Below are 24,443 nucleotides of genomic sequence, written 5' to 3' on the forward strand. Positions count from 1 at the left end.
AGTTAAATGTCATATTTCGAGTTATCAAGCTCCACGAGAGCGACCACCTGTATTCAGGCCAAGAAATACCGCAATTTTCCACAATAAAATGCCAGTGATGCTAGGTAAAAAGTAACCCCAACCTATCAATTCTGCTCCAGCAAAAGTTTTAAGTATTAATAGAACAATTTGGGAAATGATCAGCAACAGGAACACATAGAAAAGTTGTTGTGTATTGTTAAACAGCACTAAGCGGCGCTGATAAGTGACTGCAAAAAACGCAGTAATAGTGTAGGCCAGTGCATATTGACCAAATATTCCGCCCGTTGCCAAATCTACAAACAGACCTACAAACCAAGCTGTACCAACATTGCATAAATTCGGAGCGCGTATTATCCAGAATATGATGACGAGCAATAAGAAATCCGGCCGAATTTTTAACCAGACTCCTGACCATGGTAAGAGGAGGAAAATTAACGCTACGATAAGCGAAAAGTAAACGGATTTGAGCTTACTCGGCGGCATGAGGTTTGCTCGTATTGTTAGATTGCGGTTTTGCAGGTGGTTTTGTATTGGCAGGTTTCATATTGACTGGTTTTGCCGCAGATTGCTTACCATCTTTAGGTTTGGCTTGTGCGTCAGGCTTTGCCGCAGCGTTAATCTCGTTTGATGGCAGTACTTCAACACGAGGAATGCTGACCAATAGTACTTGCCGGTGATTTTCTACCCCGCCGGTTGGAACGCATATTATTCGGGCAAAGGGTGAATCTGGGGTAATTTCAATTTGTGATACGGTTGCAACAGCCAAACCAGCAGGGTAGACGCCGTCAATGCCAGAAGTGACTAATTTATCGCCGCGTTGTATATCTACATTGGTCGGTAAGTAAGGTAAATCTAAGGTATTATCGCGCCCGTGCCCAAAAGCAATGGCGCGTAAGCCGTTACGTTCTACCTGAATTGGAATGGCGAGCGATTTATCGGTAATCAGCGTCACCTCGCTACTTAACGGATAGACACGAGTTACCTGACCAATTACGCCCGTGGCATCAACTACTGCTTCGCCCGCTTCTATACTGTGTCTTTCTCCGCGATTCACGACAATTTTTTTTGTGAACAGGTCGCGACCTACGTGCATAATTTCTCCCACGACGGTGCTTTCAACAACAGATTTGTTTGTTTGCAGTAATTGGCGAAGGTGCTCATTCTCAAGTGCCAATGTGTCGAGTTTTTGCAGTGCAATGTCTTGCTTAAGCTCATGTTGCCTTAATTGTCGATTTTCATTTAACAGCCGGTCGTGTGTAGTAAAGTACTCGTCAACATTACGATAAATCTGAGATGGCGTGTTAGCCAGCAGTTGTAAGGGATGCAGTAAAACTTGTAAGCTCTGGCGAAGGCTGATTAGATAATGTAAGCGTGAATCGGTAGCCATTAATGCTATTGACAAGAGTGAAAAAAAGGCTAGGCGCGCAAACGCACTTGGACCGCGCACAAAGAATGCAGGAACTGGTTGGTGCTCAAGTTTGTGATTGATACGGCGCGACATTCGTTAAGCTGTATTTAATATCTCAATTAACAGAGGTTTACTTTTTGCAGAATTTGTTTTGTTTAAATTGCAGGGACGCTAAAAACACCGTCCATTAAAGAGGCTAATTTAAGTATTTTATGTAATTTAGGCCGCATAATACGGCCTAAACTTTTACTTTAATTACATGTTTTATTTTTTAGTGCATTTCTATCAATTAGACTTACTCGTAAGCGAAGATGCTGCCTAGCTTATCAATTTCTTCCAAAGCACGTCCGCAACCACGCGCTACGCACGTTAACGGATCTTCTGCAAGAATTACTGGCAATCCTGTTTCCTCTACCAATAATCTGTCAATATCACGCAATAACGCACCGCCACCAGTAAGCACCATGCCTTTTTCGGCAATATCGGCACCTAGCTCGGGCGGTGTTTGCTCTAGCGCAGATTTTACTGCGCCAACAATCGCATTCAGTGGTTCAGTTAGGGCTTCTAAGATTTCGTTACTTGAAATCGTGAATTTGCGTGGCAAACCTTCTGCAAGGTTGCGACCAGTGACTTCCATTTCTAAAACAGCTGAGCCTGGGAAAGCGGAACCTATTGTTTTTTTGATATTTTCAGCGGTTGGTTCAGAAATTTGCATGCCGTAGTTGCGGCGAATGTAATCGATAATCGCCTGGTCAAATTTGTCGCCGCCTACACGTTCAGATTTCGCATAGACAATACCGCCAAGTGAAATAACGCCCACTTCAGTGGTGCCGCCACCAATATCCACTACCATTGAACCAGTCGCTTCGGAAACTGGCATACCTGCACCAATCGCTGCTGCCATTGGCTCTTCGATTAAAAATACTTGCTTGGCCCCAGCACGTTCAGCTGACTCTTTAATCGCGCGACGTTCTACCTGGGTAGAGCCAACCGGCACGCAAATAATAATGCGTGGACTTGGAGAAAACCAGCGCGCATCATGTACGCGACGGATAAAATACTTGAGCATTTGCTCGGTAATCGTAAAGTCTGCAATTACGCCATCTTTCATCGGGCGAATCGCTTGAATATTGGCTGGCGCACGGCCGAGCATTCCCTTTGCCTCGGCACCAACCGCCAGTAGAATTTTTTTGCCGCCAGGGCCGCCCTCTAGGCGAATCGCCACGACTGATGGTTCGTCTAAAACGATGCCTTTGCCGCGAGCGTAAATGAGCGTATTGGCTGTACCCAAGTCAATGGCAAGGTCGTTTGAAAAGTAACTAGTTATAAAGCCGAACATTGTGTTTTTCCTGTGGTTTGATGCGAGGTGAATACTTGATGCGCTAAGTAATTAAACATGTGCAATTAAGACGTCAATAAAATGCAGGTATAATACCGCATATTGGGTTGAAAATTAAGATGTGATTGCAACTTAATTGTAACTAGGGGTTATAACAAGTGGCTAATTTTGAACATTAAAATGTAATAACTAAATTTCGGATTAATGAAACATGGCATTAAGTATTGAAGACATTAAAAAAGTTGCACATTTGGCGCGTATCGAAGTGAGTGATAGTGATGCTGCAGCTACACTCACTAAGCTGACAGGTATTTTAGGCTTAATCGAGCAAATGCAGGCGGTGGATACTACGGGCATAGAACCTATGTCACATTCGCAAGACTTAAGTCAGCGCTTGCGTGAGGATGTAGTGACTAAAACTAATCTTCGGGATGAATTTCAGAAAAACGCGCCCGTGCTGGGTAATGGTTCAACAGAGCCAGCGGTAGCGGGTGGTTTGTATCTTGTACCTAAAGTAATTGAGTAAGAATTAATATGATTAACAGTAGCCTAAAACAACTTGGAGATTTACTCCAGGCTAAGAAAATTTCCAGTGTTGAATTAACGCAGACGTTTTTAACCCGCATCAGTCAATACAATCCGAGCATCAATGCTTATATTGCTTTGGATGAAGCTAAAACGCTAAATCAAGCCAAAGCAGCAGATGCGCGCATCGCTTCAGGCAATGCTGCCGCTTTGACGGGCATTCCGATTGCTCAAAAAGATATTTTTTGCGCAAAAGGCTGGCAAACTACTTGTGGCTCAAAAATGCTGGCTAACTTTATAGCACCTTATGATGCGCATGTGATTACCCAGTTTGATGCTGCGGGTGCGGTGAATTTGGGTAAAACCAATATGGATGAGTTCGCGATGGGCTCATCTAATGAAACTAGTTATTTTGGTGGCGTTAAAAATCCATGGAGCTTTGACCGCGTACCAGGCGGCAGCAGTGGCGGCAGTGCGGCGGCGGTGGCGGCGCGGCTTTGCGCGGCAGCAACCGGTACAGATACTGGCGGTTCCATTCGTCAGCCAGCGTCATTATGTGGATTTACCGGCTTAAAACCGACTTATGGTGTAGTGTCACGCTACGGCATGATTGCCTTTGCTTCTTCACTTGATCAGGCTGGGCCTATGGCGAAGAGTGCAGAAGACTGTGCATTGATGATGAATGTAATGGCCGGTTTTGATGAGCGCGATTCCACTAGTTTGAATCGTGAAAAAGAAGATTACACGCGCGATTTAAATAAGCCAAACTTAGATTTACCCCTTAAGGGCTTAAAAGTTGGCTTGCCGAAAGAGTTCTTTGCCGATGGTTTAGATGTGAGTGTCGGCAAAGTTATAGATAGCGCAATTGCAGAATACAAAAAATTAGGCGCGGAGATTGTTGAAATTTCACTGCCAAACACTGGTTTATCGATTCCTGTTTATTATGTATTGGCGCCTGCTGAAGCTTCAAGTAACTTGTCGCGCTACGATGGTGTACGTTATGGGCATCGTGCCGCTGAATATACTGACTTGATGGATATGTATAACAAGAGCCGTGCTGAAGGCTTTGGTGCCGAAGTCAAACGACGTATCTTGATTGGGACTTATGTATTGAGTGCGGGTTATTACGATGCCTATTATCTTAAAGCGCAGCAAATTCGTCGCTTAATCGCACAAGATTTTGTAGATGCTTTTAAGCAATGTGATGTGATTATGGGGCCTGCTGCACCTTCTACTGCCTTTAAAGCAGGTGAAAAAGTGGATGACCCTGTCGCCATGTATCTGCAAGATATTTATACCATCTCGACCAATTTGGCTGGTTTGCCTGGCATGAGTGTACCAGCAGGTTTTGCACAAAGTGATGATGGAAAACAATTGCCAGTTGGTTTGCAGATTATCGGTAATTATTTTGATGAAGCGCGTATGTTAAATGTAGCGCATCAGTATCAACAAGTGACAGATTGGCATAACCGCATGCCAGATTTGGACAAGCCAAACTTGGTCATGCCAGAAGGAAAAGTATAATGGAATGGGAAGTCGTTATTGGGTTAGAAACACACACTCAATTAAAAACAAACACTAAGATTTTTTCAGGTGCATCCATTAAATATGGCGCAGAGCCAAATACGCAAGCTTGTGAGGTGAGCCTTGCTTTGCCTGGTGTACTGCCGGTGCTTAACAAAGAAGCGGTGCAATGTGCCATTAAATTTGGCTTGGCTATTAATGCGCATATTGCTCCTCGCTCTGTGTTCGCACGTAAAAATTACTTTTATCCTGACTTACCTAAAGGCTACCAAATTAGCCAGTTTGAGTTACCTGTCGTTGGTAAAGGCGCTGTGACGATACAAGTGCCAGCAGTAGGTAAAAATGCAGCTTATGAAAAAGTCGTCAACATCACCCGCGCTCATTTAGAAGAAGATGCGGGTAAATCAGTGCATGATTTAAAAAACAATGGTGCTGTTGAGGGCATGAGTGGCATAGATCTCAACCGCGCTGGTACGCCATTATTGGAAATCGTGACAGAGCCGGATATGCGTTCAGCCGCTGAGGCCGTAGCCTATGCAAAAAAATTACATGAGTTAGTGCAATGGATCGGCATTTGTGACGGTAATATGCAGGAAGGCAGCTTCCGTTGTGATGTCAATGTATCAGTGCGTCCAAAAGGTACGGAAAAGCTTGGTACACGGCGTGAGATTAAAAATCTGAACTCTTTCAAGTTCATGCAGCAAGCCATTGAGTATGAAACCCGTTGGCAAATTGAAACGTTAGAAGACGGTGGATCAATTCAACAGTCAACGGTGTTATTTAACCCTGACACCGGCGAAACGCGCGCTATGCGCAGCAAAGAAGAAGCGAATGATTACCGCTACTTCCCAGACCCGGATTTGTTACCTTTGGTGATTACTGAGGCAGATAAAGCGCGTGTGCAGGCAGATATGCCAGAACTGCCAGAGGCCATGAAAGCACGCTTTGAGGCGCAGTATGCGCTATCAAGCTATGATGCGAACGCAATAACCACTTCACGTGATTTGGCAAATTATTTTGTAGCTGTGGTAGATGCCGGCGCTGATGCAAAACAAGCCGCCAACTGGGTAATGGGATCTTTGGCTGCCAAACTTAATGCTGCAGATATGAGCATCAATGATTCACCTATTAACGCTCAACAGTTTGCACAATTACTAAAGCGAGTTGGTGATAACACTATTTCAAACAACGCTGCAAAACAAGTGTTTGAGGCAATGTGGAATGCTGAAGGCGAGGTTGACGGTATTATCGAAGCTAAGGGTCTGAAACAAGAGTCTGATACTGGTGCAATTGAAGCGATTGTTGATGAGGTGTTAGCTGCAAATCCTGCCATGGTCGAAGAATTTAAAGCGGGTAAAGAAAAAGCCTTTAATGCGCTAGTCGGTCAGGCGATGAAAGCCTCGAAAGGTAAAGCTAATCCTGCGCAGGTGAATGAAATTCTAAAGATAAAACTAAGCACCTAAAAACTTAAATACCATTAAAGAGTGCCCATAAAACTTAAGGTTGAGCAGCCCGCTGCTGCTCAGGTAAAGCAGTCATGTCATTCGTTATGTTTTTTGAGCGTAATGAAGCGAGCTTTGTCATCATCAAAACGTTGGCGAGTGCTCTCCATTGCGGCTCTGCGTTGTTCGATTTGCTGTTCCTGCTTTGCAAGCAGCGCTTGATTGCTTTTAATCTCAGCACTTAAGTCGGCGGGTATAGGCTTGTTGTTTTCGGTGAAGTTTTTTGCGTAACTTTGACTGACCGCTAATCTGTTTAAAGTATTCTTTTTTTGTAATTGCAAGCCTTCGATGGCGACCAAATCAAGTTGCAAATTGCGGTCACGCGCTAAATCTATTTCATTTGCATTGGTAAAAGCATTGGTAAGCGCTTTGTCTTTTTTGACTTGTTCCAGCTTGGCCGTATCTAACGCCTGGGCTTGTACATCAATTGGTGCATTACGCTTAATGGTAATACCTTGTTTACTGATTTCTGAACTTTCACGACCCGAATATTGTGCCGGTACGCTATCACCATAGTGTGTTACGCCTTTGTCGTCCTTCCATTTCACAATTTTGCCGGTGCTTTGAGCGTGCTGCGAAAAAGTGCCAAGTAAAAGTATCGTAGCAAACATGCATAACACTAAGGCTAAACTAGGTTGAGTCTTAGTCTTATCAATATCAATGTGAGTTTGCTGAAAATACTTCATTGTCCTGAATATAGTCCTTTTGGCGATTAATTAACGCCATATTGTTGCCGATAGGATTTAACAGCAAGCAAGTTTTGCGCCATGTCTTGATTTTTTTGTAAATAACTCAATAAGTCACTTAAGTTGGCAATCGCACAAACGGGTATTCCATTCGTTTTAATGACTTCTTGCACGGCAGAAAGCTCGCCTATGCCACGCTCTTGCCGGTCGATAGCAATGGCCACACCACAAGCATTGGCACCGTTAGCAGCGATAAGCTCTACCGATTCTCGTACTGATGTACCCGCCGATATTACATCATCAATAATAAGTACCCGGCCTTTTAACGGACTGCCAACGATTAGTCCACCCTCGCCATGGCCTTTGGCTTCTTTGCGGTTGTAGGCATAGGGCACATTGTGACCATTTTTGGCAAAGGCGATGGCAATACTTGCCACTAATGTAATGCCTTTGTAAGCTGGTCCAAATAGCATGTCAAACTCAATACCCGAGTTTTTAATGGCTTCAGCATAAAATTCGCCAAGCTTCATTAAGCTCATTCCATCATTAAACAGGCCTGCGTTAAAAAAGTAGGGACTCAAACGGCCTGCTTTGGTTTTAAACTCACCAAAACGTAATACCTCTTTTTTAATGGCAAATGCGATAAACTCTTGCCTGAATTGGTCTGATTGTAGATTCGTGTTAGTTGTCGTCATAATTGTTAAATAAATTAAGGAATTAAGTTTTGAAGATTATATCGCTAAACCTAAATGGTATACGCTCAGCCACAAATAAAGGTGTGCAAGCATGGTTGCAAAAACAAAATGCAGATATCGTCTGTATGCAAGAAATTAAGGCACAGCAAGCAGATATGACACCGGAGATGTTGGGCCCGCCAGGGTATTACGGTTATTTTCATTATGCTGAAAACAAAGGTTACAGCGGCGTTGGTATTTATTCCAAAACTAAGCCTGATGCGGTGATTGAAGGTTTAGGCGGATCAAATAAAGATGTGCTTGATATTGATAGCGAAGGCCGATATCTAGAATGCCAATTTAACAACACGAGTGTCGGAAACCTAAGCGTTATTTCACTGTATTTGCCATCAGGCTCCAGCGGCGAGGAGCGTCAGGCATTCAAGTTTAGCGTAATGACCCGATTTATGCTGCATTTACAAGCGCTGATAGCGAGCGGCCGCGAAGTGGTTATTTGCGGGGACTGGAATATCGCGCATAAAGAAGTTGATTTGAAAAACTGGAAAGGCAATAAGAAGAATTCCGGATTTTTACCGGAGGAGCGTGCATGGCTTACAACGCTGTTTGACCAGGTGGGCTGGGTAGATGTTTACCGAAAATTATATCCAAATACCACCGATGAATGTTACACGTGGTGGAGTAACCGTGGACAAGCTTGGGCTAAGAACGTGGGTTGGCGGATTGATTACCAAATTGCAACACCGAAATTAGCCAGTAAAGCTGTTTCTACCCAGGTTTATAAAGAAGAGCGTTTTAGCGATCATGCGCCATTGATAGTGGATTATGGACTGTAATATTTAAAATTAAAAACTTGTCTGGTTAGCGACGCTACTTTAGTTAGAATATAACTTTGACCAAAAAATTAAAATAACACACCACATGTTTAAACAAATCCAGCGCCTGCAACGGCTTACCGCAATACTTTTTTTAGGATTTGCATCAGGCTTGCCATTGGCTCTTACTGGGCAGGCAATGCAGGCTTGGCTTACCACCGATGGCGTCGCGATTGCGACGATTGGTTTTTTAGCGCTGGTGGGAATGCCTTATACATTTAAGTTTTTGTGGGCACCGCTGATGGATCGTTTTGAACCGTCATGGCTTGGACGGCGGCGTGGTTGGCTAGTACTCACTCAACTATTTTTGGCCGTGAGTATTTATTATCTTTCTACAATATCTTATACAACAAGCCCGGCTACATTCGCAGTCATTGCGTTACTAGTGACATTCTTATCGGCCTCGCAGGATATTGTGATTGATGCTTACCGCACCGATGTGCTAGAGGCTGATGAGCGCGGCATAGGCGCATCTATGTCGGTATTAGGTTATAGGATGGGTATGATTTTGTCTGGCGGTATTGCACTTATTTGGGCAGACCAATGGCAAAGCTGGAGCCGCGTTTACCAGATGATGTCAGGAGTGATGCTGTTTTCCGCAATATTTTCTTTAGTATTTTTGCCTACGGTTAAAAGTGAAATTAAGCCGTTAAATTCAGACCCGAAAAAAGAATTATTAGGCTTTTTAGCATTGCTGCTAGGTGTACTGGCAGGGGTATATGTGACGCGCTTTGCTTTTATGGCAGCAGGAATTGATTTTGCAGAAGCAAGTAAATGGGTGCAGTTGGCATATGTGCTGGTAAGCCTAAGTGTAGCGCTACCTATGGGTGTAAAAGCGGCGCAATATGTTGGCTTTGCTACCCTAACGCAATCATTATCTAGCTACTTTAACCAAAAAAGCGCATGGGCTTTTTTGATTTTAATTATTCTCTACAAATTGGGTGACGCTTTTGCAGGTAGTTTATTTACCCCATTTTTGCTGAAAGGCATGCTGTTCACCCAAATTGAAGTGGGTATAGTGAATAAAATCATTGGTATCTGGCTCACCATTATTGGTGCGTTTTTAGCGGGGTTACTCATGATGCGTTTTACTTTGTTTCAAGCACTCATGAGCTTTGGTGTTTTGCAACTACTTTCAAATTTTGGCTTTTACGCGTTGGCTATATTAGGCAAAGGCGCATGGGGCAGCTTTACTTTAATGCCGTTTGATTTAGGTTTCGTGGCAGTTACTGTTCCCACGCAAATTGATAGTTTATTGATGAGTGCGATTGCATTAGAAAATATTACCAGTGGTATGGGTACGGCGGCATTTGTTGCGTTGCTGATGAGTTTGTGCAGCAATCAATTTAGCGCAACACATTATGCACTGCTTTCAGCCCTGGCAGCGGTGGGGCGCATTTATGTCAGCCCAGTTGCGGGAGTGTTATCGGAAAGCCTCGGATGGCCGAATTTCTTTCTGTTTTCGGTCGTCACGGCTGTTCCAGGAGTTGTAATGCTTTGGTGGATGCGGGAATCTGTGTATCGAATTAGCCAAAAACATATTGAGCAGAAATCAAGCTAGAGGTAACTCTAACTGGTTTTTAAGCGATACATCGCCAAATTACCAAATAAATTGGGCATAAAACCCACCTCGCTACCATCGGTAATGACTTTTCGCTCTAAAATAGTGATTTTGTGATTTTTACAAAATTGATCGAAGTCGTTAATCGTGCAAAGATGTACATTGGGTGTGTCGTACCACTGGTAAGGTAAGGTTTTAGAAACAGGCATGCGCCCGCCCGTAATTTGAATGCGATTACGCCAATAACCAAAATTGGGGAAGGTGACAATGATTTCACGTCCAACCCGCAACATTTCCTGGACGATTTCTTCGGTATTGTGCATGGCTTGTAGGGTTTGTGAGAGTATGACCGTATCGAACGATTGGTCTTCAAAGCCCGACAAGCCGTCCTCCAGGTCCATTTGAATGACATTGCTGCCATTTTTCATGCATGCTAACCAATTGGCATCGTCTTTTTCTACGCCATAGCCTTTTACCTCTAAGCTTTTACGCAAAAATTGTAATAATTCTCCATCGCCACAACCTAAATCCAGTACTTTAGAGCCAAATTTCACCCAATTTGCAATAATTGCAAAGTCTTGTCTAAATTCACCGACAATATTTGTAATTTTTACATTATTTTGCATTGTCGCTACCAATCTCAATATTACTTAAATAGGCGCGCAAAATATTGTGATAGTGCGCATCCGGCATTAAAAATGCGTCATGACCATGGGCTGCAGTGACCTCAGCGTAACTCACAGTGCATTCATTATCGAGCAGTGCCTTTACGATTTCGCGTGAGCGCGCAGGTGAAAACCGCCAGTCACTTGTGAAAGAAACCACTAAAAATTGCGCTTTTACATTGCTTAATGCCATAGTTAAATCGTTATTAAATGGTAACGCCGGATCGTAATAGTCTAAAGCGCGTGTCATGCGTAAATAGGTATTCGCATCAAACTCGCCGGCAAATTTATCACCTTGGTAACGCAGGTAAGACTCCATCTCAAACTCAGCATCAAAGCTATATTTAACGCCATCTTTGAGCTTGCGACCAAATTTTGCACCCATCGCATCATCACTTAAATAGGTAATATGACCCAGCATACGGGCAATGCGCAGGCCTCGGCGCGGCACAACACCGTGTGCGTAATAGTCACCGCCATGAAACTCAGGGTCTGTAATAATCGCTTGGCGCGCTACTTCGTTAAACGCCATATTTTGTGCGGTGAGATTGGGGGCTGAAGCAATCACCAATGCATGGCGCACGCGGTCAGGGTAAGCAATCGTCCATTGCAAGGCTTGCATGCCGCCTAGACTTCCGCCCACCACCGCGGCTAATTGTTGTATGCCTAAATAGTCTGCCAATAATGTTTGTGAAGCTACCCAGTCTTCAACCGTAAGTACCGGGAATTGTGAACCCCAAGGTTTATTCGTGGCTGGGTTGATGCTGGTCGCACCAGTGCTGCCGTGACAGCCACCTAAGTTATTGACACCAATCACAAAGAACTTGTTGGTATCTAATGGTTTATTCGGGCCAACTAAATTGTCCCACCAACCAGGATATTTATCATTCTCGTTATATTTACCTGCAACGTGATGCGTGCCGGATAGCGCATGGCAGATTAAAACCGCATTCGATTTATCGGCATTTAACGCCCCGTAAGTTTCATAAACGAGATCGAACTGCGGCAATACAACACCGCTTTTCAGCGTGAGCGGCTTATTAAAGTGCGCAGTTTGTGGGGCAACGATGCCGACGGAGTTATTTTCTTGCATGGTGTGATTATACTATGGCTATATTAAATACTAAGGGTTGTTAAATTTAGGGTTGTTAAATTTTTTGCTTTGAGAAATTTTAGCCTAAACATTCAGCTAAACTTACTCAAAGGTAATCAAACTAGCGAGATTTTATGATGCATTCAAAAAATATCCAAAACTTTCAAAATAAAACACCGCAATTAGCGGCTGGTGTTTATGTGCATGAAGCCGCAACCATCATTGGTGAAGTGAGTCTTGGTGAAAATAGCTCGGTATGGCCTGGCGCAGTCATTCGTGGGGATATTAACTTTATCCGTATTGGTAAAAATTCCAATATCCAGGATTTAAGTATGTTGCATGTCAATCATAAGTCCAGCGCTGACCCTGAAGGCTCGCCAATTTTGATAGGAGACAACGTAACCATTGGGCATACGGTGATTTTGCATGGCTGCACCATCGAGGATGAATGCCTTATTGGGATGGGTAGCATTGTGATGGATAAAGTGCTGGTTCAGAAACATGTGTTACTGGCGGCAGGTAGTTTAGTGCCGGAAGGCAGAATATTAGACAGCGGCTGCTTGTACGTAGGTCGCCCAGCTAAAAAAATACGTGCTTTAACACCAGAAGAAATCGCACACTTTATGTATTCGGCAGATAACTATGTACAGTTAAAGAATGCGTATCTGTCTAAATGAAAACTCAGCCCCTAAATGAAACCCAGTCCCTAAGCGAACCCAAGCCCTTAGTAACGCTAATACTTTTACCTGGTATGGATGGCACAGGTGAGTTGTTCGAGAGTTTCATCGCAGCACTTAATCCAGAAATTACAACGGTTGTGATCAGCTACCCTAAAACAGGCCGTTTAAGTTACGAGGCTTTGACCGTACTAGCCAACGCTCAGATTCAAAGTGCTCAACTCCCGAAAGATGCGCCTTACATCATACTAGGGGAATCATTTTCGGGCCCCATTGCGATTGCGTTAGCAGCCTGTGCCAGAGACCAGCTAAAAGGCCTAATCCTCTCTTGCACATTTGCAAGCAACCCTAGGCCGATGCTCTCAAAATTCAGTTTTTTGCTGCCAGCAATACCAATCAGCAAATTTTGGTTAAATATCACTAGTCAGTTTCTAATGAACGGTTTTAGCAGTGAAAAGGCTTATCAGATGCTTCAGAATACCTTGCCTACGGTTTCAGCAATTACCATGCGCTCTAGATTGGAGGCGGTCATTAATGTTGATTATTCAGCAAAACTTGCAAATATCAAGACGCCGATTCTCTATCTGCGGGGGCGGCATGATTACTTAGTGCCAGCATCAGCTTCAGAGCTCATATTCAAACTGGCGAGGAATGTAACACTCGTAGAGTTAGATTCACCGCACCTACTGTTGCAAGTAACGCCGAAAGAAGCCGCTGCCAGCGTGCAGGCTTTTATAGAAAAAGTAGTTAAACACCAGGCCTAATCCCAATGGGAGTTGATAATTAAAGGGTTTTTGCCTATCGTTACGCGGTCGTTGCCGCCTAAATCTCGAATCGTTTCAATGTTCGTTAAACCGGTGTCAGCCATTAAATTTGCAACTTGCTCAGCTTGGTTGTAGCCGTGCTCCAACATTAACCAGCCTTGGGGTTTAAGGTAGATTAAACAATGATTGATAATGTGGCGAATATCATCCAAGCCATCTATGCCTGAAGCCAGTGCAGATAGCGGTTCAAAACGTAAGTCGCCTTGCGTCAAATGCGCGTCATTTTGCTCAATGTAAGGTGGGTTACTGACAATCACATCAAATTTATCATTGGTGATGTTATTAAACCAGTTGCTCAAAACAAACAGCACGTCAGTCATCTTTAAATGATGAGCGTTTTTTTTTGCAACTTCCAAGGCGGTAGATGAAGCATCAACGGCAGTAACGCTGGCTTGTGGGCGATGTTTAGCAATCGCAAGCGCTATTGCACCAGTGCCAGTGCCAAGGTCTAAGACATTTGAATGATCACTTCGTGGAATCTTAGCCAAAGCCGCATCCACCAATGTTTCCGTATCAGGGCGAGGAATCAAAGTGTCAGGCGTCACCATCAACTCCAATCCATAAAACTCACGGCACCCCAAAATATAAGCCATAGGCTCACCACTCAAGCGGCAACCTAGTAATGCTTCAAACACCGCGTGGTTATTAGGTTGTAGGACATCGTTCTCATGCGCTATTAACCAAGCTCGATTAACCTTAAGTACATGTTGTAATAGCAGCTGCGCTTCAAGTTTGGCTTCGTGCCTGCTTGTCTCAAGCATTTGAGAGAGCAAGGTTTGAGCATCATGCAAACATGCATGAATATTCATTATTAATTATCTTCACCCAAACTTGCCAGTAAATCAGCTTGATGTTCTGCCGATAGCGCACCAATCAACTCATCCATATCACCTTCGGTAATCGCATCAATCTTATAAAGCGTGAGGTTGATGCGGTGGTCGGTGATGCGGCCTTGTGGGTAATTGTAGGTGCGGATGCGCTCACTTCTATCGCCGCTGCCAATCAAACTTTTACGTTCGCTGGCAATCTTGCTTTGTTGCTCATCCACTTGCTTGGCTTTAATACGTGCGGCTAGCACTTGCATAGCCTGTGCCTTGTTGGCATGCTGGCTACGACCTTCTTGGCATTCGACTACAATACCTGTAGGCGCGTGGGTAATGCGAACAGCAGAGTCGGTTTTGTTAATATGCTGACCACCAGCACCACTGGCGCGGTAGGTGTCAATGCGAATATCCGCAGGGTTAATCACCACATCGTTAATTTCATCTGCCTCCGGCAACACGGCCACAGTGCAGGCGCTGGTGTGAATACGCCCCTGGGTTTCAGTATCGGGCACACGCTGTACGCGATGGCCGCCAGATTCGAATTTTAGTTTTGAGTAAGCGCCGTAACCTTCAATTTTGGCGATAATCTCTTTGTAACCGCCCATTTCACCTTCATTAGCGGACATGATTTCGACTTTCCATTTTTGGCGTTCTGCATAGCGGCTGTACATCCGGAATAAATCCCCTGCAAATAAGCCAGACTCATCACCGCCTGTACCTGCACGAATTTCCAAAAACAGATTTTTATCGTCATTGGGGTCTTTTGGCAGCAACAGTTTTTGCAACATTAGCTCTACCTGTTCTAGTTTGGCTTTACTCGATTCTATTTCTTCTTGAGCAAATTCTTTCATGTCAGGATCAGATAGCATTTTTTGCGCTTCAGCCATGTCGGCCTCCGCTTGCTCAAATACATGATATTGCTCAACAATAGGTGTAATTTCCGCATGCTCCTGCGTTAACTTACGGTAGGCATCCATGTTGTTGGTCACACCTTCACTACTCATCAGGCGGTTAATTTCTTCTAAGCGCTCGCTCAAGGTGGCGAGCTTTCTAATCATGCTGGGTTTCATTCTAGGTAGGCTCTTTTAGAGATTTTATTTAGTTTTTAATTTGGTAAAGCTGCTTGATGATGTCTTCAAGCTTGGCGTGTTCTTCGCCGTGCGCTTGATTCAGAGCATGGCTGGGAGCGTGTAAAAATTTGTTGGTCAGTGCGTTACTTAGCGCCTCTAACACGCGCTCCGGACTTTCACCTTTTTGAATCAGCTTAAGCGCTTTTTCAAGCTCGGCTTGACGCATGACTTCTGCCTGGTCGCGCAGCGCCTTAATAGTGGGCACTGTATTGCGTTTTTTCACCCATTGCATAAAGTGCTCAACGCGCGTAGCTACAATCAATTCAGCATCTACGGCTGCTTCCTGACGGTTAACGATGCCATCCGCCACTACTTGCGCAAGGTCGTCTACGGTGTATAAAAACACATCGTCCAACTCTGCCACTTCAGCCTCAATGTCGCGCGGAACAGCTAAATCCACCATAAAAATCGGTCGGTGGCGACGCGCTTTAATCGCGCTTTCAACCATGCCCAGTCCTACAATCGGCAATTGGCTGGCGGTACTGGTAATGACAATGTCGAACTCGGCAAAACGTTCGGGTAAGTCGTTAAGCAGAATGGCATGTGCGTTAATCCCATGCGAACTCATTTTTTCCGCCAAGAGCGAGCCGCGCTCTAGCGTACGATTTGCCACCACCATGCTTTTTGGTTTTTGTGCGGAAAAATGGTCGGCGCACAGTTCTATCATTTCACCTGCGCCAATAAATAATACTTTTTGTTCGCTGATGTCACCAAAAATACGTTGCGCAAGTTTCACCGCTGCTGCAGCCATTGATATTGAGTTTGCGCCAATGTCAGTGTTGGTGCGTACTTCTTTGGCAACTTCAAATGTACGTTGAAATAGCTTATGTAATAAAGTGCCTAGCGTGCCGGCATCCTGGGCGATTTTGACGGATTGTTTAAATTGCCCCAAAATCTGTGCTTCGCCAAGCACCATGCTATCTAGGCCGGAGGCCACCCTGAAAGCATGTTTTACTGCTTCATCATTGGGTAGGGTATAAATGTAAGGTTGAATACTGCTAGCTTCTAACTTATGATAATGCGTTAACCAGTGAAGCGGCTTTTCAGGGTTTTCTGCGCTGCAGTAAAGTTCGGTACGATTGCATGTAGATAAAATCGCCGCCTCTGTAGCGTCGTGTGAGGTCAGCTCGCGCAAGGCGCTACCTAATTGTTCGCTATTAAAAGCAACATTTTCTCGAATCTGAATGGGTGCGGTCGTGTGGTTAACGCCGATAACATATAACTGCATAGGCGTAATTTTGATGTATTGGCTTATGTTAAGCAAGAAATAGCGTTAAAATAACAAATTAGTATTTTTAAACCATTTAAATAACGGACTTTCGCCATGGATAAAACTTTTAGAATTGCCCCTAGTATTCTTTCAGCAAACTTTGCCAAACTTGGCCAAGAAATTGACGATGTCATTACATCCGGTACAGATTTAGTGCACTTTGATGTCATGGATAATCATTACGTGCCTAACCTCACAATCGGGCCTTTAGTGTGTGAAGCTATCCGTGAAACCGCTAAACGTGTAGGCGGCATTATCGATGTGCATTTAATGGTAAAGCCTGTTGACCGTATTATTCCTGACTTTGCCAAAGCTGGCGCGAACATCATTACTTTTCACCCGGAAGCATCTGAGCATATTGACCGTAGTCTGGCGATGGTGCGTGATTTGGGCTGTAAGTCCGGTTTGGTATTCAACCCCGCGACATCATTAAGTTATTTAGATCATGTGATGGATAAAGTGGATATGATTTTGTTAATGTCAGTGAATCCTGGCTTTGGCGGACAAAAATTCATCCCGGAAACCCTGGAAAAATTGAAACTAGCCCGTGCAAGAATTGATGCATATTATGAAAAAACTGGCCGCCAAATTTGGCTTGAGGTAGATGGCGGCGTGAACGCACAAAACATTGCTGAAATTGCACGTGCTGGCGCTGACACGTTTGTGGCAGGTAGTGCAATCTTTACTCAAGGCAAAGACACTGATAAAAACCGTTACAACACGATTGTAGGCGAAATGCGTGCTTCATTGGCAACGGTGAAATAAACGGCAACTTAAATTGCGCAGCACTGAAAATAAAAAATTCAAGGTTAAAGCCATCATGATTGATCTTGATGGTACCTTGATGCATACCGCACCGGAAATCGCGCGCGCGTCGAATAAAATGTTGACTGCACTTGGCAAACCTACTTTAGATGAATGGCAGATAGAGTCTTACATCGGTGAAGGTGCGCATGTGCTGATTAAACGTTGTTTAACGGGTCAAGTTGCTGCTGAGCCTGATGCTGCAGAGTATGCGGAAGCGCAAAAATTATTTTTTGAGTTTTATGCGAACAATGCAGCCGAAAGTAAGCCTTATCCAAATGTAGTAGAAGGTTTAGAGGCCTTTAAAAAAGCGGGATACCCATTGGCTTGTGTAACAAATAAGCCAGCAAGTTTCACTTTGCCTTTATTGGCAGCCAATGACTTCATGCAGTTTTTTGAGTTGGTAGTGTCTGGCGATACTTTGTCAAAAAAGAAGCCCGATCCAGATCAACTTATTTATATTTGTGAAAAGCTTGGGGTTTCAGTGGCTGATGCTCTGTTAATCGGCGACTCTAAAACCGATATTACTGCAGCACGAAGCGCAGGTTGCAGTGTGTTTGCTGTGCCTTATGGCTATAATCAAGGCCAGCGTGTAGATGCAAATGCAGTCGATGCGTTAATTGATAACATCGGTGATGCGCTGGATTTGTTGCATTAACTATTTTAACTAGAAACTAAATTTAAGTACTTAACATGAATATAGGTGGCATCAAAACACATAGTTGGCGATGGTGGCGGGCTTAAAGCCTACAGGGAGTGCTATGCGTAACTTTACGTTTGCAACCCAAGTAACACCATTTAACCAATTTATATGTGAGAAAAATTATGTTTAGTACGATTAGTTTAACCGAGTTCAACACCCTTGCTGAGCAAGGCTATAATCGCATCCCGCTGGTGCTGGAAACTTTTGCGGATTTAGATACACCATTGTCACTGTATCTAAAATTAGCCAATCAGCCTTTTTCATATTTGCTGGAGTCTGTGCAGGGCGGTGAACGCTTTGGCCGTTACTCGATTGTTGGCCTGCCAGCAAAAACCCGTATCGTGGCGCATGATAATCATGTGCAAGTACTTGATGGTAATAAGGTCGTCGAGTCAGTCGAAAATACCAACCCATTAGACTTCGTTAAAAGTTATCAGGCGCGTTTCAAAACGCCTCCTTATGAAGGTTTGCCACGTTTTACCGGCGGATTAGCGGGCTATTTTGGCTATGAAACGGTACGGTATATTGAAAAACGTTTAGCTGGCGTTAATAAGCCTGATGCAATCAACGTGCCCGACGTGTTGTTTATGGTGTCTGAAGAAATTGCTGTGGTGGACAACTTAAGCGGCAAACTATATTTCATTGTTTATGCAAATCCAACTGAAGCTAATGCTTACGAGAATGCATATGCACGCTTGGGTGAGCTTCTGAAATTGTTAAGAAAAACTGTGGCGATTCCAGAAGCGGTTTCTTCAGAAAGCTCAGTCGCCAGCTCAGAGTTTGGTGAAGACAACTTTAAAGCTGCCGTAAAACGAGCACAACAGTATATTTTAGATGGCGATATCATGCAGGTGGTGTTGTCGCAACGTATGTCGCAGAAATTCACTGCGCCTCCATTAAGTTTATACCGTGCCTTGCGCAGTTTGAATCCATCACCGTATATGTTCTACTACGACATGGGCGATCATCATGTGGTGGGTGCGTCGCCTGAGATTTTAGTGCGGCTTGAGAACGGCACTGTCACAGCTCGTCCAATTGCTGGTACAAGGCCGCGCGGAAAAACACGTGAGCAAGACATGGCACTGGCAGTGGAATTGTTAGCCGACCCCAAAGAGCGTGCGGAACACGTACAGCTTATGGATTTAGGTCGCAATGATGTAGGTCGGGTGGCACAGACAGGTACCGTAAAGGTCACAGATAATATGATGATTGAGCGTTACTCCCACGTGATGCATATTGTGAGCAATGTTGAAGGTAAGCTCAAAGCAGGCATGGATGCGATTGATGTGATTAAAGCTACCTTTCCTGCTGGTACGGTAAGTGGTGCGCCTAAAGTACGTGCAATGGAAATCATCGATGAGCTGGAACCGAGCAAACGTGGTATTTATGCGGGTGCGGTGGGTTATTTGGGCTTTAATGGCGATATGGACGTGGCGATTGCGATTAGAACAGGCGTGATTAAAAATAACATGCTTTACGTACAGGCTGGTGCCGGCATCGTGGCGGATTCAGTTCCGCAAAGTGAATGGGACGAAACCCAGAATAAAGCTAAAGCTGTACTGCGTGCTGCCGAACTGGTGCAGGCAGGTTTGGACTTGAGTATAGAAGTAGCTACGAAAGCAGGGGTTTAACATGTTGCTCATGATAGATAATTATGATTCTTTTACCTACAACCTGGTGCAGTATTTAGGCGAGCTGGGGCAAGAAGTCCTTGTATATCGTAACGATGAAATCGACTTGGCTAAAGTGGCATCACTAAACCCCACTCATATTGTAATTTCACCTGGCCCATGCACGCCAAATGAGGCGGGTATTAGCGTGCCGCTGATTAAAGAATTTGCAGGAAAAATTCCCTTATTAGGTGTGTGTTTGGGACATCAGAGTATAGGTCAGGCATTTGGCGGGAATATTGTGCATGCCAAGCAGCTCATGCACGGCAAAACCTCATTGATTTACCATCATAATATTGGTGTGTTTAGAGGCTTGCCTAACCCTTACACCGCAACGCGTTACCACTCTTTGGTGATAGAAAAAGAAACCCTGCCGGATTGTTTGGAAATTACCGCATGGACTGAGGATGGCGAGATTATGGGTGTGCGACATAAGACGTTGCGTGTTGAAGGCGTGCAGTTTCATCCAGAATCCATCCTGACGGAATACGGCCATGAACTGCTGGATAACTTCCTGAAGGAAAAATAATGCCAGAAGGACAAATAATGGAGCTGACTTTCAAAGAAGCTTTGCAGCAACTGCTGAACCGTGATGATTTCACGCATACGCAAATGCTTGAAATTATGCGCATGATGATGTCAGGCGAACTGACTGCGGTGCAAATTTCCAGCCTGTTGATGGGTTTGCGGATGAAAGGTGAAACCGTCGATGAAATCGCAGCCGCGGCTAAAGTTATGCGAGATCTTTCGACTAAAGTCACCATTAACGACACCAGTCATCTGATTGATACTTGCGGTACGGGCGGCGACGGCATTCAGACTTTTAACATATCTACCGTTTGCGCCTTTGTTGCAGCAGCAGCAGGTGCAAAAGTTGCCAAGCATGGCGGCCGCTCCGTGTCATCCACCTGCGGCAGTGCGGACGTATTGGAGGCTTTAGGCGTAAACGTTAATTTACCAGCTGAACTAGTCGCGAAATGTGTCGATAGCATCGGTATTGGTTTCATGTTTGCGCCTAACCACCATAGCGCAATGAAGCATGCTGCGCCTGTTCGCCGAGAAATGGGCATACGCACCCTATTCAACCTGCTTGGCCCGATGACCAACCCTGCGGGCGCCAAACGGCAAGTGATGGGCGTATTCCATCAAGATTTAACGATTCTACTGGCGCAAGTCCTGCAGCGTTTGGGTAGCGAACATGTCATGGTCGTACATGGCGCTGACGGCATGGATGAGATTTCATTTACAGGTGATACTTTTGTTGCCGAGGTAAAAGATGGCGCAATCAATCAATACACCATACATCCTAGCCAGTTTGGCATGCAGCTGCACGACTTAAGCACCATACAAGTGCAAAATGCAGAAGAATCGAAAGCCATGATTTTAGACGTGCTTAACGGCAAACTTGATAATCCTAACCAGCGCGCAGCTAGAGATATTGTGCTGCTAAACGCTGGAGCAGCTATTTATGTAGCAGGTATTGTCGATAACTTGCAGGCTGGTATTAACAAGGCGGCAGAAGTGATTGATAACGGCTTGGCTTTGGCTAAGTTAGAGGCTTTAAAAGCAGCATAGAAATTCATGAAAAAACATATTTTTTTATTGATTATTTTAAGTCTGTTATTTGCCTGCAAGCAAAATACTGCTGGCATTGAGGGTGTTAATAACTCGCCGAAGCTAGTGCAACCACAAGCTGGCCTTCAAAATACCACGCCAGCGCAAAGCGACAACGTCGCGATTATTCAGGCATTTCAAAGTAAAAAGAGTGACATTTTTGTTGAAGGCGCGGGCATCGTAAAAAAAATATTGCCTGATGACAATAAAGGCTCACGACATCAGAAATTCTTAGTCACTATTTCAGCAGAGCAAACATTGCTGTTTGCGCATAATATTGACCTGGCACCTGTTGTACCGCTTGCAGTGGGTGATACTGTTCAGTTTAGAGGTGAATATGTCTATAACCCAAAGGGCGGCGTGATGCATTGGACGCATCGTGACCCAAAACAGACAATCGAGGGCGGTTGGATTAAACACAACGGCCAAACTTACAATTAAACCAAGCTTAACAAATAAACAAGGCGCTGCATTTAAACAAGCCTTATCAATCATCTAAAAACTATAAATTGAAAAAACTATAAATTGAAAAAACTATGTCAGATATCTTAAATAAAATTTTAGCCACCAAGCAAATAGAAGTTGCTGCCAGCAAGGCTGCTGTTAGTTTGGAGCAGCTGCAAAAGCAAGCTGAAGCACAAGGCGAGCCGCGTGATTTTGTTGGCAGTATTCACAAAAAAATTATGGCTAATAAGCCAGCTGTGATTGCTGAAATTAAAAAAGCCAGCCCATCCAAAGGTGTAATTCGCGAAGATTTTAACCCTGCTGAAATTGCGAAAAGCTATGAAAAAGCAGGCGCAGCGTGTTTGTCAGTGCTTACTGACGCTGAATATTTTCAAGGGTCAGCCGAATACTTAAAGCAGGCCCGCAAGGCCTGCAAACTGCCTGTGTTGCGCAAAGATTTCATCATAGATGAATATCAGGTATTTGAAGCGCGCGCCATGGGGGCTGATTGCATTTTACTTATTGTTGCCGCCCTTGAGCTTGGCCAAATGCAAAAGTTAGAGGCAATAGCGCACGAACTAGGCATGGCAGTTTTGGTAGAAGTGCATGATGCAGATGAGCTGGAATTGGCGCTGCAGCTTGATACACCGTTAATCGGCATCAATAATCGTAATCTACGTACATTTGAAGTGACGCTGCAAACTACGCTTGATTTATTAAAAGTGCTGCCAGATGACCGCTTTGTTGTTACAGAATCAGGTATATTTACACCAGAAGACGTGAAGCTGATGACAGATAACGATGTGCACGGATTCTTAGTGGGCGAGGCATTTATGCGCCAGCCAGACCCTGGTGCAGAGTTGGCAAGAGTCTTTAGCATTTAACTTTTCGTTAATTGGTTGTTTTCTGAATCGAGGTAACAAAAAATGAGCTATCCCTACTCCCGCCCACGTCGTATGCGTAAAGACGAATTTTCACGCCGTATGATGCGCGAAAACGTGCTGACGACGAATGATTTAATTTATCCGGTGTTTGTTCTTGACGGTGAAGATCGTACAGAAGAAGTGGCTTCTATGCCAGGTGTAAAGCGTCAGAGTATTGATGTGTTACTCAAAACCGCTGCGGAATGCGTGCAACTCGGCATTCCTGCTATTGCATTATTTCCAGTGGTGGATAGTCAATTTAAAAGTTTAGATGCGGCTGAAGCATATAACCCGGATGGCTTGGCGCAACGTGCGGTTGCAGCACTTAAAGCAGCTTATCCGCAGCTTGGCGTAATTACCGATGTCGCTTTAGACCCCTTTACCACGCATGGCCAGGATGGATTGATTGATGATGCAGGTTATGTGCTGAATGATGAAACAATTGAAGTATTGGTAAAGCAAGCGGTTTCACATGCTAATGCCGGCGCTGATATCGTCGCGCCCAGTGATATGATGGATGGCCGAGTTGGTCAAATCCGTGAAGCGTTAGAAAGTACGGGTAATATTCACACTAAGATTTTGGCCTACTCTGCCAAATATGCCTCAGCGTTTTATGGGCCGTTTCGCGATGCGGTTGGCTCGGCAGGGAATCTTGGTTCAGGCAATAAATACACCTATCAAATGGATCCAGCCAATAGCGATGAAGCGATGCAGGAAGTGGCGCTGGATATTTCAGAAGGTGCAGACATGGTGATGGTGAAACCAGGCTTACCTTATCTGGATATTGTCCGCCGTGTAAAAGATGAATTTGGTGTACCAACCTTTGCTTATCAAGTCAGTGGTGAATATGCCATGCTGAAAGCCGCCGCGCAAAACGGCTGGTTAGACGAAAAAGCCTGTGTGTTGGAAAGCTTGTTAGCTTTTAAACGCGCGGGTGCGGATGGGATTTTGACTTACTTTGCGATGGATGTAGCACGGTGGCTAAAAGCAATTTAGCATATTCACGGCAAGGGTAGTGGCTGCAAGGCTTATTGGTTCAGTAAAAACTTAACACTTTGTATGTCCGCTCGCACTGCATTACTCCCATCTGCAGCCCGTTTTGTAGGAGTTCTTATTTCATCGACTTCAAATACACTTAATTTAATGATGCCAGTCGACATTTCAAGTGAGAAAACTGGAACTTTTTTGCGGTTGTCGCCTTTTTTATCACGTTTTCCGTCATTCATCACACGATATGATTTTTCATTGGTTTGGAATGGAATATCTTGATTGAGCAAGAACATTTCTACGTCTTTTAGGCTGTCAGCAAACAAGTGAATATGCGTTTCTGCACCTAATCCAGCCGTGCCGTCCAGCACAGCGCCAGTTAAATACGGGTTAAATCTTTCAAGTAATTGCATGGTGAAGAGCGCGTTTTTACGGAGCATACGCAGGTTTTCTGGCTGTTCATCACTTAAAAAAAGTGCATTATATAGTTTGAGTTCTTCCTCAATTTCAGCATTCGAAGGTAATACGTCGTTATCAACCGCGCCAACTTGCCGCCCAGCCTTTTTCTTGGCATAGGAATAATCAGAGATGCCATCTTCTGCCATCATTCGAGCCGCTTGCTGGGCAATCAATTGTCGTAATTGCTGTAAATTTTCTTTTGCCATGGCAACTAAATTAAGTT

General features: G+C 44.4%; 26 protein-coding genes. 15 read left to right on the top strand and 11 right to left on the bottom strand.

The features are described 5' to 3' along the window. Window positions 1-24 precede the first annotated feature (24 nt). The 3 genes from mreD to Q8J82_RS02925 form a co-directional block, all read right to left on the bottom strand. Window positions 25-504, bottom strand: a complete 480-nt coding sequence (gene mreD / locus Q8J82_RS02915; protein WP_304889908.1) for a rod shape-determining protein MreD — start codon at window positions 502-504, stop codon at window positions 25-27. Further along, a complete protein-coding gene (mreC, locus tag Q8J82_RS02920; protein WP_304889907.1) occupies window positions 491-1,522 on the bottom strand; it encodes a rod shape-determining protein MreC in 1,032 nt (343 codons plus the stop codon). The genes mreD and mreC overlap by 14 nt, the downstream gene beginning before the upstream one ends. A 202-nt stretch (window positions 1,523-1,724) precedes the next feature. Then, on the bottom strand, window positions 1,725-2,768 hold the full coding sequence (locus tag Q8J82_RS02925; RefSeq protein WP_305327746.1) for a rod shape-determining protein: 1,044 nt from the start codon (window positions 2,766-2,768) through the stop codon (window positions 1,725-1,727). A 211-nt stretch (window positions 2,769-2,979) separates the two neighbouring features. Between Q8J82_RS02925 and gatC the strand changes: the two genes are divergently transcribed. The 3 genes from gatC to gatB are packed head-to-tail and all read left to right on the top strand — an operon-like array spanning window position 2,980 to window position 6,280. Then, on the top strand, window positions 2,980-3,294 hold the full coding sequence (gene gatC / locus Q8J82_RS02930) for an Asp-tRNA(Asn)/Glu-tRNA(Gln) amidotransferase subunit GatC (protein ID WP_305327747.1): 315 nt from the start codon (window positions 2,980-2,982) through the stop codon (window positions 3,292-3,294). Between the two features lie 8 nt (window positions 3,295-3,302). Continuing rightward, the gene (gene gatA / locus Q8J82_RS02935; RefSeq protein ID WP_305327748.1) at window positions 3,303-4,817 is read left to right on the top strand and encodes an Asp-tRNA(Asn)/Glu-tRNA(Gln) amidotransferase subunit GatA; all 1,515 of its coding nucleotides are present in this window, start codon (window positions 3,303-3,305) and stop codon (window positions 4,815-4,817) included. Beyond that, on the top strand, window positions 4,817-6,280 hold the full coding sequence (gatB, locus tag Q8J82_RS02940; RefSeq protein WP_305326422.1) for an Asp-tRNA(Asn)/Glu-tRNA(Gln) amidotransferase subunit GatB: 1,464 nt from the start codon (window positions 4,817-4,819) through the stop codon (window positions 6,278-6,280). The genes gatA and gatB overlap by 1 nt, the downstream gene beginning before the upstream one ends. Before the next feature lie 77 nt (window positions 6,281-6,357). On the opposite strand, the gene Q8J82_RS02945 is transcribed toward gatB, so the two are convergent. Both Q8J82_RS02945 and pyrE read right to left on the bottom strand, forming a co-directional pair. Further along, window positions 6,358-7,005 (bottom strand): DUF4124 domain-containing protein, encoded by a 648-nt coding sequence (locus Q8J82_RS02945; RefSeq protein WP_304889902.1) that lies wholly within the window; start codon window positions 7,003-7,005, stop codon window positions 6,358-6,360. 26 nt (window positions 7,006-7,031) lie between these two features. Beyond that, window positions 7,032-7,700 (bottom strand): orotate phosphoribosyltransferase, encoded by a 669-nt coding sequence (gene pyrE, locus Q8J82_RS02950; protein WP_304889901.1) that lies wholly within the window; start codon window positions 7,698-7,700, stop codon window positions 7,032-7,034. A 29-nt stretch (window positions 7,701-7,729) separates the two neighbouring features. Between pyrE and Q8J82_RS02955 the strand changes: the two genes are divergently transcribed. Together Q8J82_RS02955 and Q8J82_RS02960 are read left to right on the top strand one after the other, a co-directional pair. Further along, complete coding sequence (locus Q8J82_RS02955; protein ID WP_305326421.1) at window positions 7,730-8,533, top strand: exodeoxyribonuclease III; 804 nt, start codon at window positions 7,730-7,732, stop codon at window positions 8,531-8,533. Between the two features lie 85 nt (window positions 8,534-8,618). After that, window positions 8,619-10,133 (top strand): MFS transporter, encoded by a 1,515-nt coding sequence (locus tag Q8J82_RS02960; RefSeq protein ID WP_305326420.1) that lies wholly within the window; start codon window positions 8,619-8,621, stop codon window positions 10,131-10,133. An 8-nt stretch (window positions 10,134-10,141) separates the two neighbouring features. Here Q8J82_RS02960 and metW read toward each other — a convergent pair whose 3' ends face one another. Further along, window positions 10,142-10,759, bottom strand: coding sequence for a methionine biosynthesis protein MetW (gene metW, locus Q8J82_RS02965; protein ID WP_304891226.1), 618 nt, complete (start codon window positions 10,757-10,759; stop codon window positions 10,142-10,144). Further along, on the bottom strand, window positions 10,749-11,891 hold the full coding sequence (locus tag Q8J82_RS02970) for a homoserine O-acetyltransferase (RefSeq protein WP_304891227.1): 1,143 nt from the start codon (window positions 11,889-11,891) through the stop codon (window positions 10,749-10,751). The genes metW and Q8J82_RS02970 overlap by 11 nt, the downstream gene beginning before the upstream one ends. Before the next feature lie 137 nt (window positions 11,892-12,028). Between Q8J82_RS02970 and Q8J82_RS02975 the strand changes: the two genes are divergently transcribed. Both Q8J82_RS02975 and Q8J82_RS02980 read left to right on the top strand, forming a co-directional pair. Next, the gene (locus Q8J82_RS02975) at window positions 12,029-12,568 is read left to right on the top strand and encodes a gamma carbonic anhydrase family protein (protein WP_304891246.1); all 540 of its coding nucleotides are present in this window, start codon (window positions 12,029-12,031) and stop codon (window positions 12,566-12,568) included. Continuing rightward, entirely contained in the window at window positions 12,565-13,332 is a 768-nt protein-coding gene (locus Q8J82_RS02980; protein WP_304891228.1) for an alpha/beta fold hydrolase, read from the top strand. The genes Q8J82_RS02975 and Q8J82_RS02980 overlap by 4 nt, the downstream gene beginning before the upstream one ends. On the opposite strand, the gene prmC is transcribed toward Q8J82_RS02980, so the two are convergent. Genes prmC through hemA form a run of 3 tightly spaced genes read right to left on the bottom strand, consistent with a single transcriptional unit; the run spans window position 13,329 to window position 16,574 of the window. Beyond that, window positions 13,329-14,201 (bottom strand): peptide chain release factor N(5)-glutamine methyltransferase, encoded by an 873-nt coding sequence (prmC, locus tag Q8J82_RS02985; RefSeq protein ID WP_304891229.1) that lies wholly within the window; start codon window positions 14,199-14,201, stop codon window positions 13,329-13,331. The genes Q8J82_RS02980 and prmC overlap by 4 nt on opposite strands. Window positions 14,202-14,203: 2 nt before the next feature. After that, window positions 14,204-15,286: a peptide chain release factor 1 gene (gene prfA / locus Q8J82_RS02990; RefSeq protein ID WP_304891230.1), complete on the bottom strand. Its 1,083-nt coding sequence runs from the start codon at window positions 15,284-15,286 to the stop codon at window positions 14,204-14,206. A 28-nt stretch (window positions 15,287-15,314) separates the two neighbouring features. Then, window positions 15,315-16,574: a glutamyl-tRNA reductase gene (hemA, locus tag Q8J82_RS02995; protein ID WP_304908877.1), complete on the bottom strand. Its 1,260-nt coding sequence runs from the start codon at window positions 16,572-16,574 to the stop codon at window positions 15,315-15,317. A 96-nt stretch (window positions 16,575-16,670) separates the two neighbouring features. On the opposite strand from hemA, the gene rpe reads away from it, so the two are divergent. The 8 genes from rpe (at window position 16,671) to hemB (ending at window position 23,770) form a co-directional block, all read left to right on the top strand. Then, entirely contained in the window at window positions 16,671-17,381 is a 711-nt protein-coding gene (gene rpe, locus Q8J82_RS03000) for a ribulose-phosphate 3-epimerase (RefSeq protein ID WP_304891231.1), read from the top strand. A 13-nt stretch (window positions 17,382-17,394) separates the two neighbouring features. Continuing rightward, window positions 17,395-18,078, top strand: coding sequence for a phosphoglycolate phosphatase (locus tag Q8J82_RS03005; protein WP_304908876.1), 684 nt, complete (start codon window positions 17,395-17,397; stop codon window positions 18,076-18,078). A 167-nt stretch (window positions 18,079-18,245) separates the two neighbouring features. After that, complete coding sequence (trpE, locus tag Q8J82_RS03010; protein WP_304891233.1) at window positions 18,246-19,754, top strand: anthranilate synthase component I; 1,509 nt, start codon at window positions 18,246-18,248, stop codon at window positions 19,752-19,754. Window position 19,755: 1 nt separating this feature from the next. Beyond that, on the top strand, window positions 19,756-20,322 hold the full coding sequence (locus Q8J82_RS03015; protein WP_304891234.1) for an aminodeoxychorismate/anthranilate synthase component II: 567 nt from the start codon (window positions 19,756-19,758) through the stop codon (window positions 20,320-20,322). Further along, window positions 20,322-21,368: an anthranilate phosphoribosyltransferase gene (gene trpD / locus Q8J82_RS03020; RefSeq protein ID WP_304891235.1), complete on the top strand. Its 1,047-nt coding sequence runs from the start codon at window positions 20,322-20,324 to the stop codon at window positions 21,366-21,368. Before Q8J82_RS03015 ends, trpD begins: the two co-directional genes overlap by 1 nt. Window positions 21,369-21,374: 6 nt before the next feature. Further along, window positions 21,375-21,848, top strand: a complete 474-nt coding sequence (locus tag Q8J82_RS03025; protein ID WP_304891236.1) for a DUF3465 domain-containing protein — start codon at window positions 21,375-21,377, stop codon at window positions 21,846-21,848. 95 nt (window positions 21,849-21,943) lie between these two features. Beyond that, window positions 21,944-22,735: an indole-3-glycerol phosphate synthase TrpC gene (trpC, locus tag Q8J82_RS03030; RefSeq protein WP_304891237.1), complete on the top strand. Its 792-nt coding sequence runs from the start codon at window positions 21,944-21,946 to the stop codon at window positions 22,733-22,735. A 42-nt stretch (window positions 22,736-22,777) separates the two neighbouring features. Continuing rightward, a complete protein-coding gene (gene hemB, locus Q8J82_RS03035; protein ID WP_304891238.1) occupies window positions 22,778-23,770 on the top strand; it encodes a porphobilinogen synthase in 993 nt (330 codons plus the stop codon). A 32-nt stretch (window positions 23,771-23,802) separates the two neighbouring features. On the opposite strand, the gene Q8J82_RS03040 is transcribed toward hemB, so the two are convergent. Next, window positions 23,803-24,426: a hypothetical protein gene (locus tag Q8J82_RS03040; RefSeq protein ID WP_304891239.1), complete on the bottom strand. Its 624-nt coding sequence runs from the start codon at window positions 24,424-24,426 to the stop codon at window positions 23,803-23,805. Window positions 24,427-24,443: the final 17 nt, after the last annotated feature.

It is taken from the genome of Methylotenera sp. (assembly GCF_030684185.1).
In the GTDB taxonomy this organism is placed as follows: Bacteria; Pseudomonadota; Gammaproteobacteria; order Burkholderiales; family Methylophilaceae; genus Methylotenera.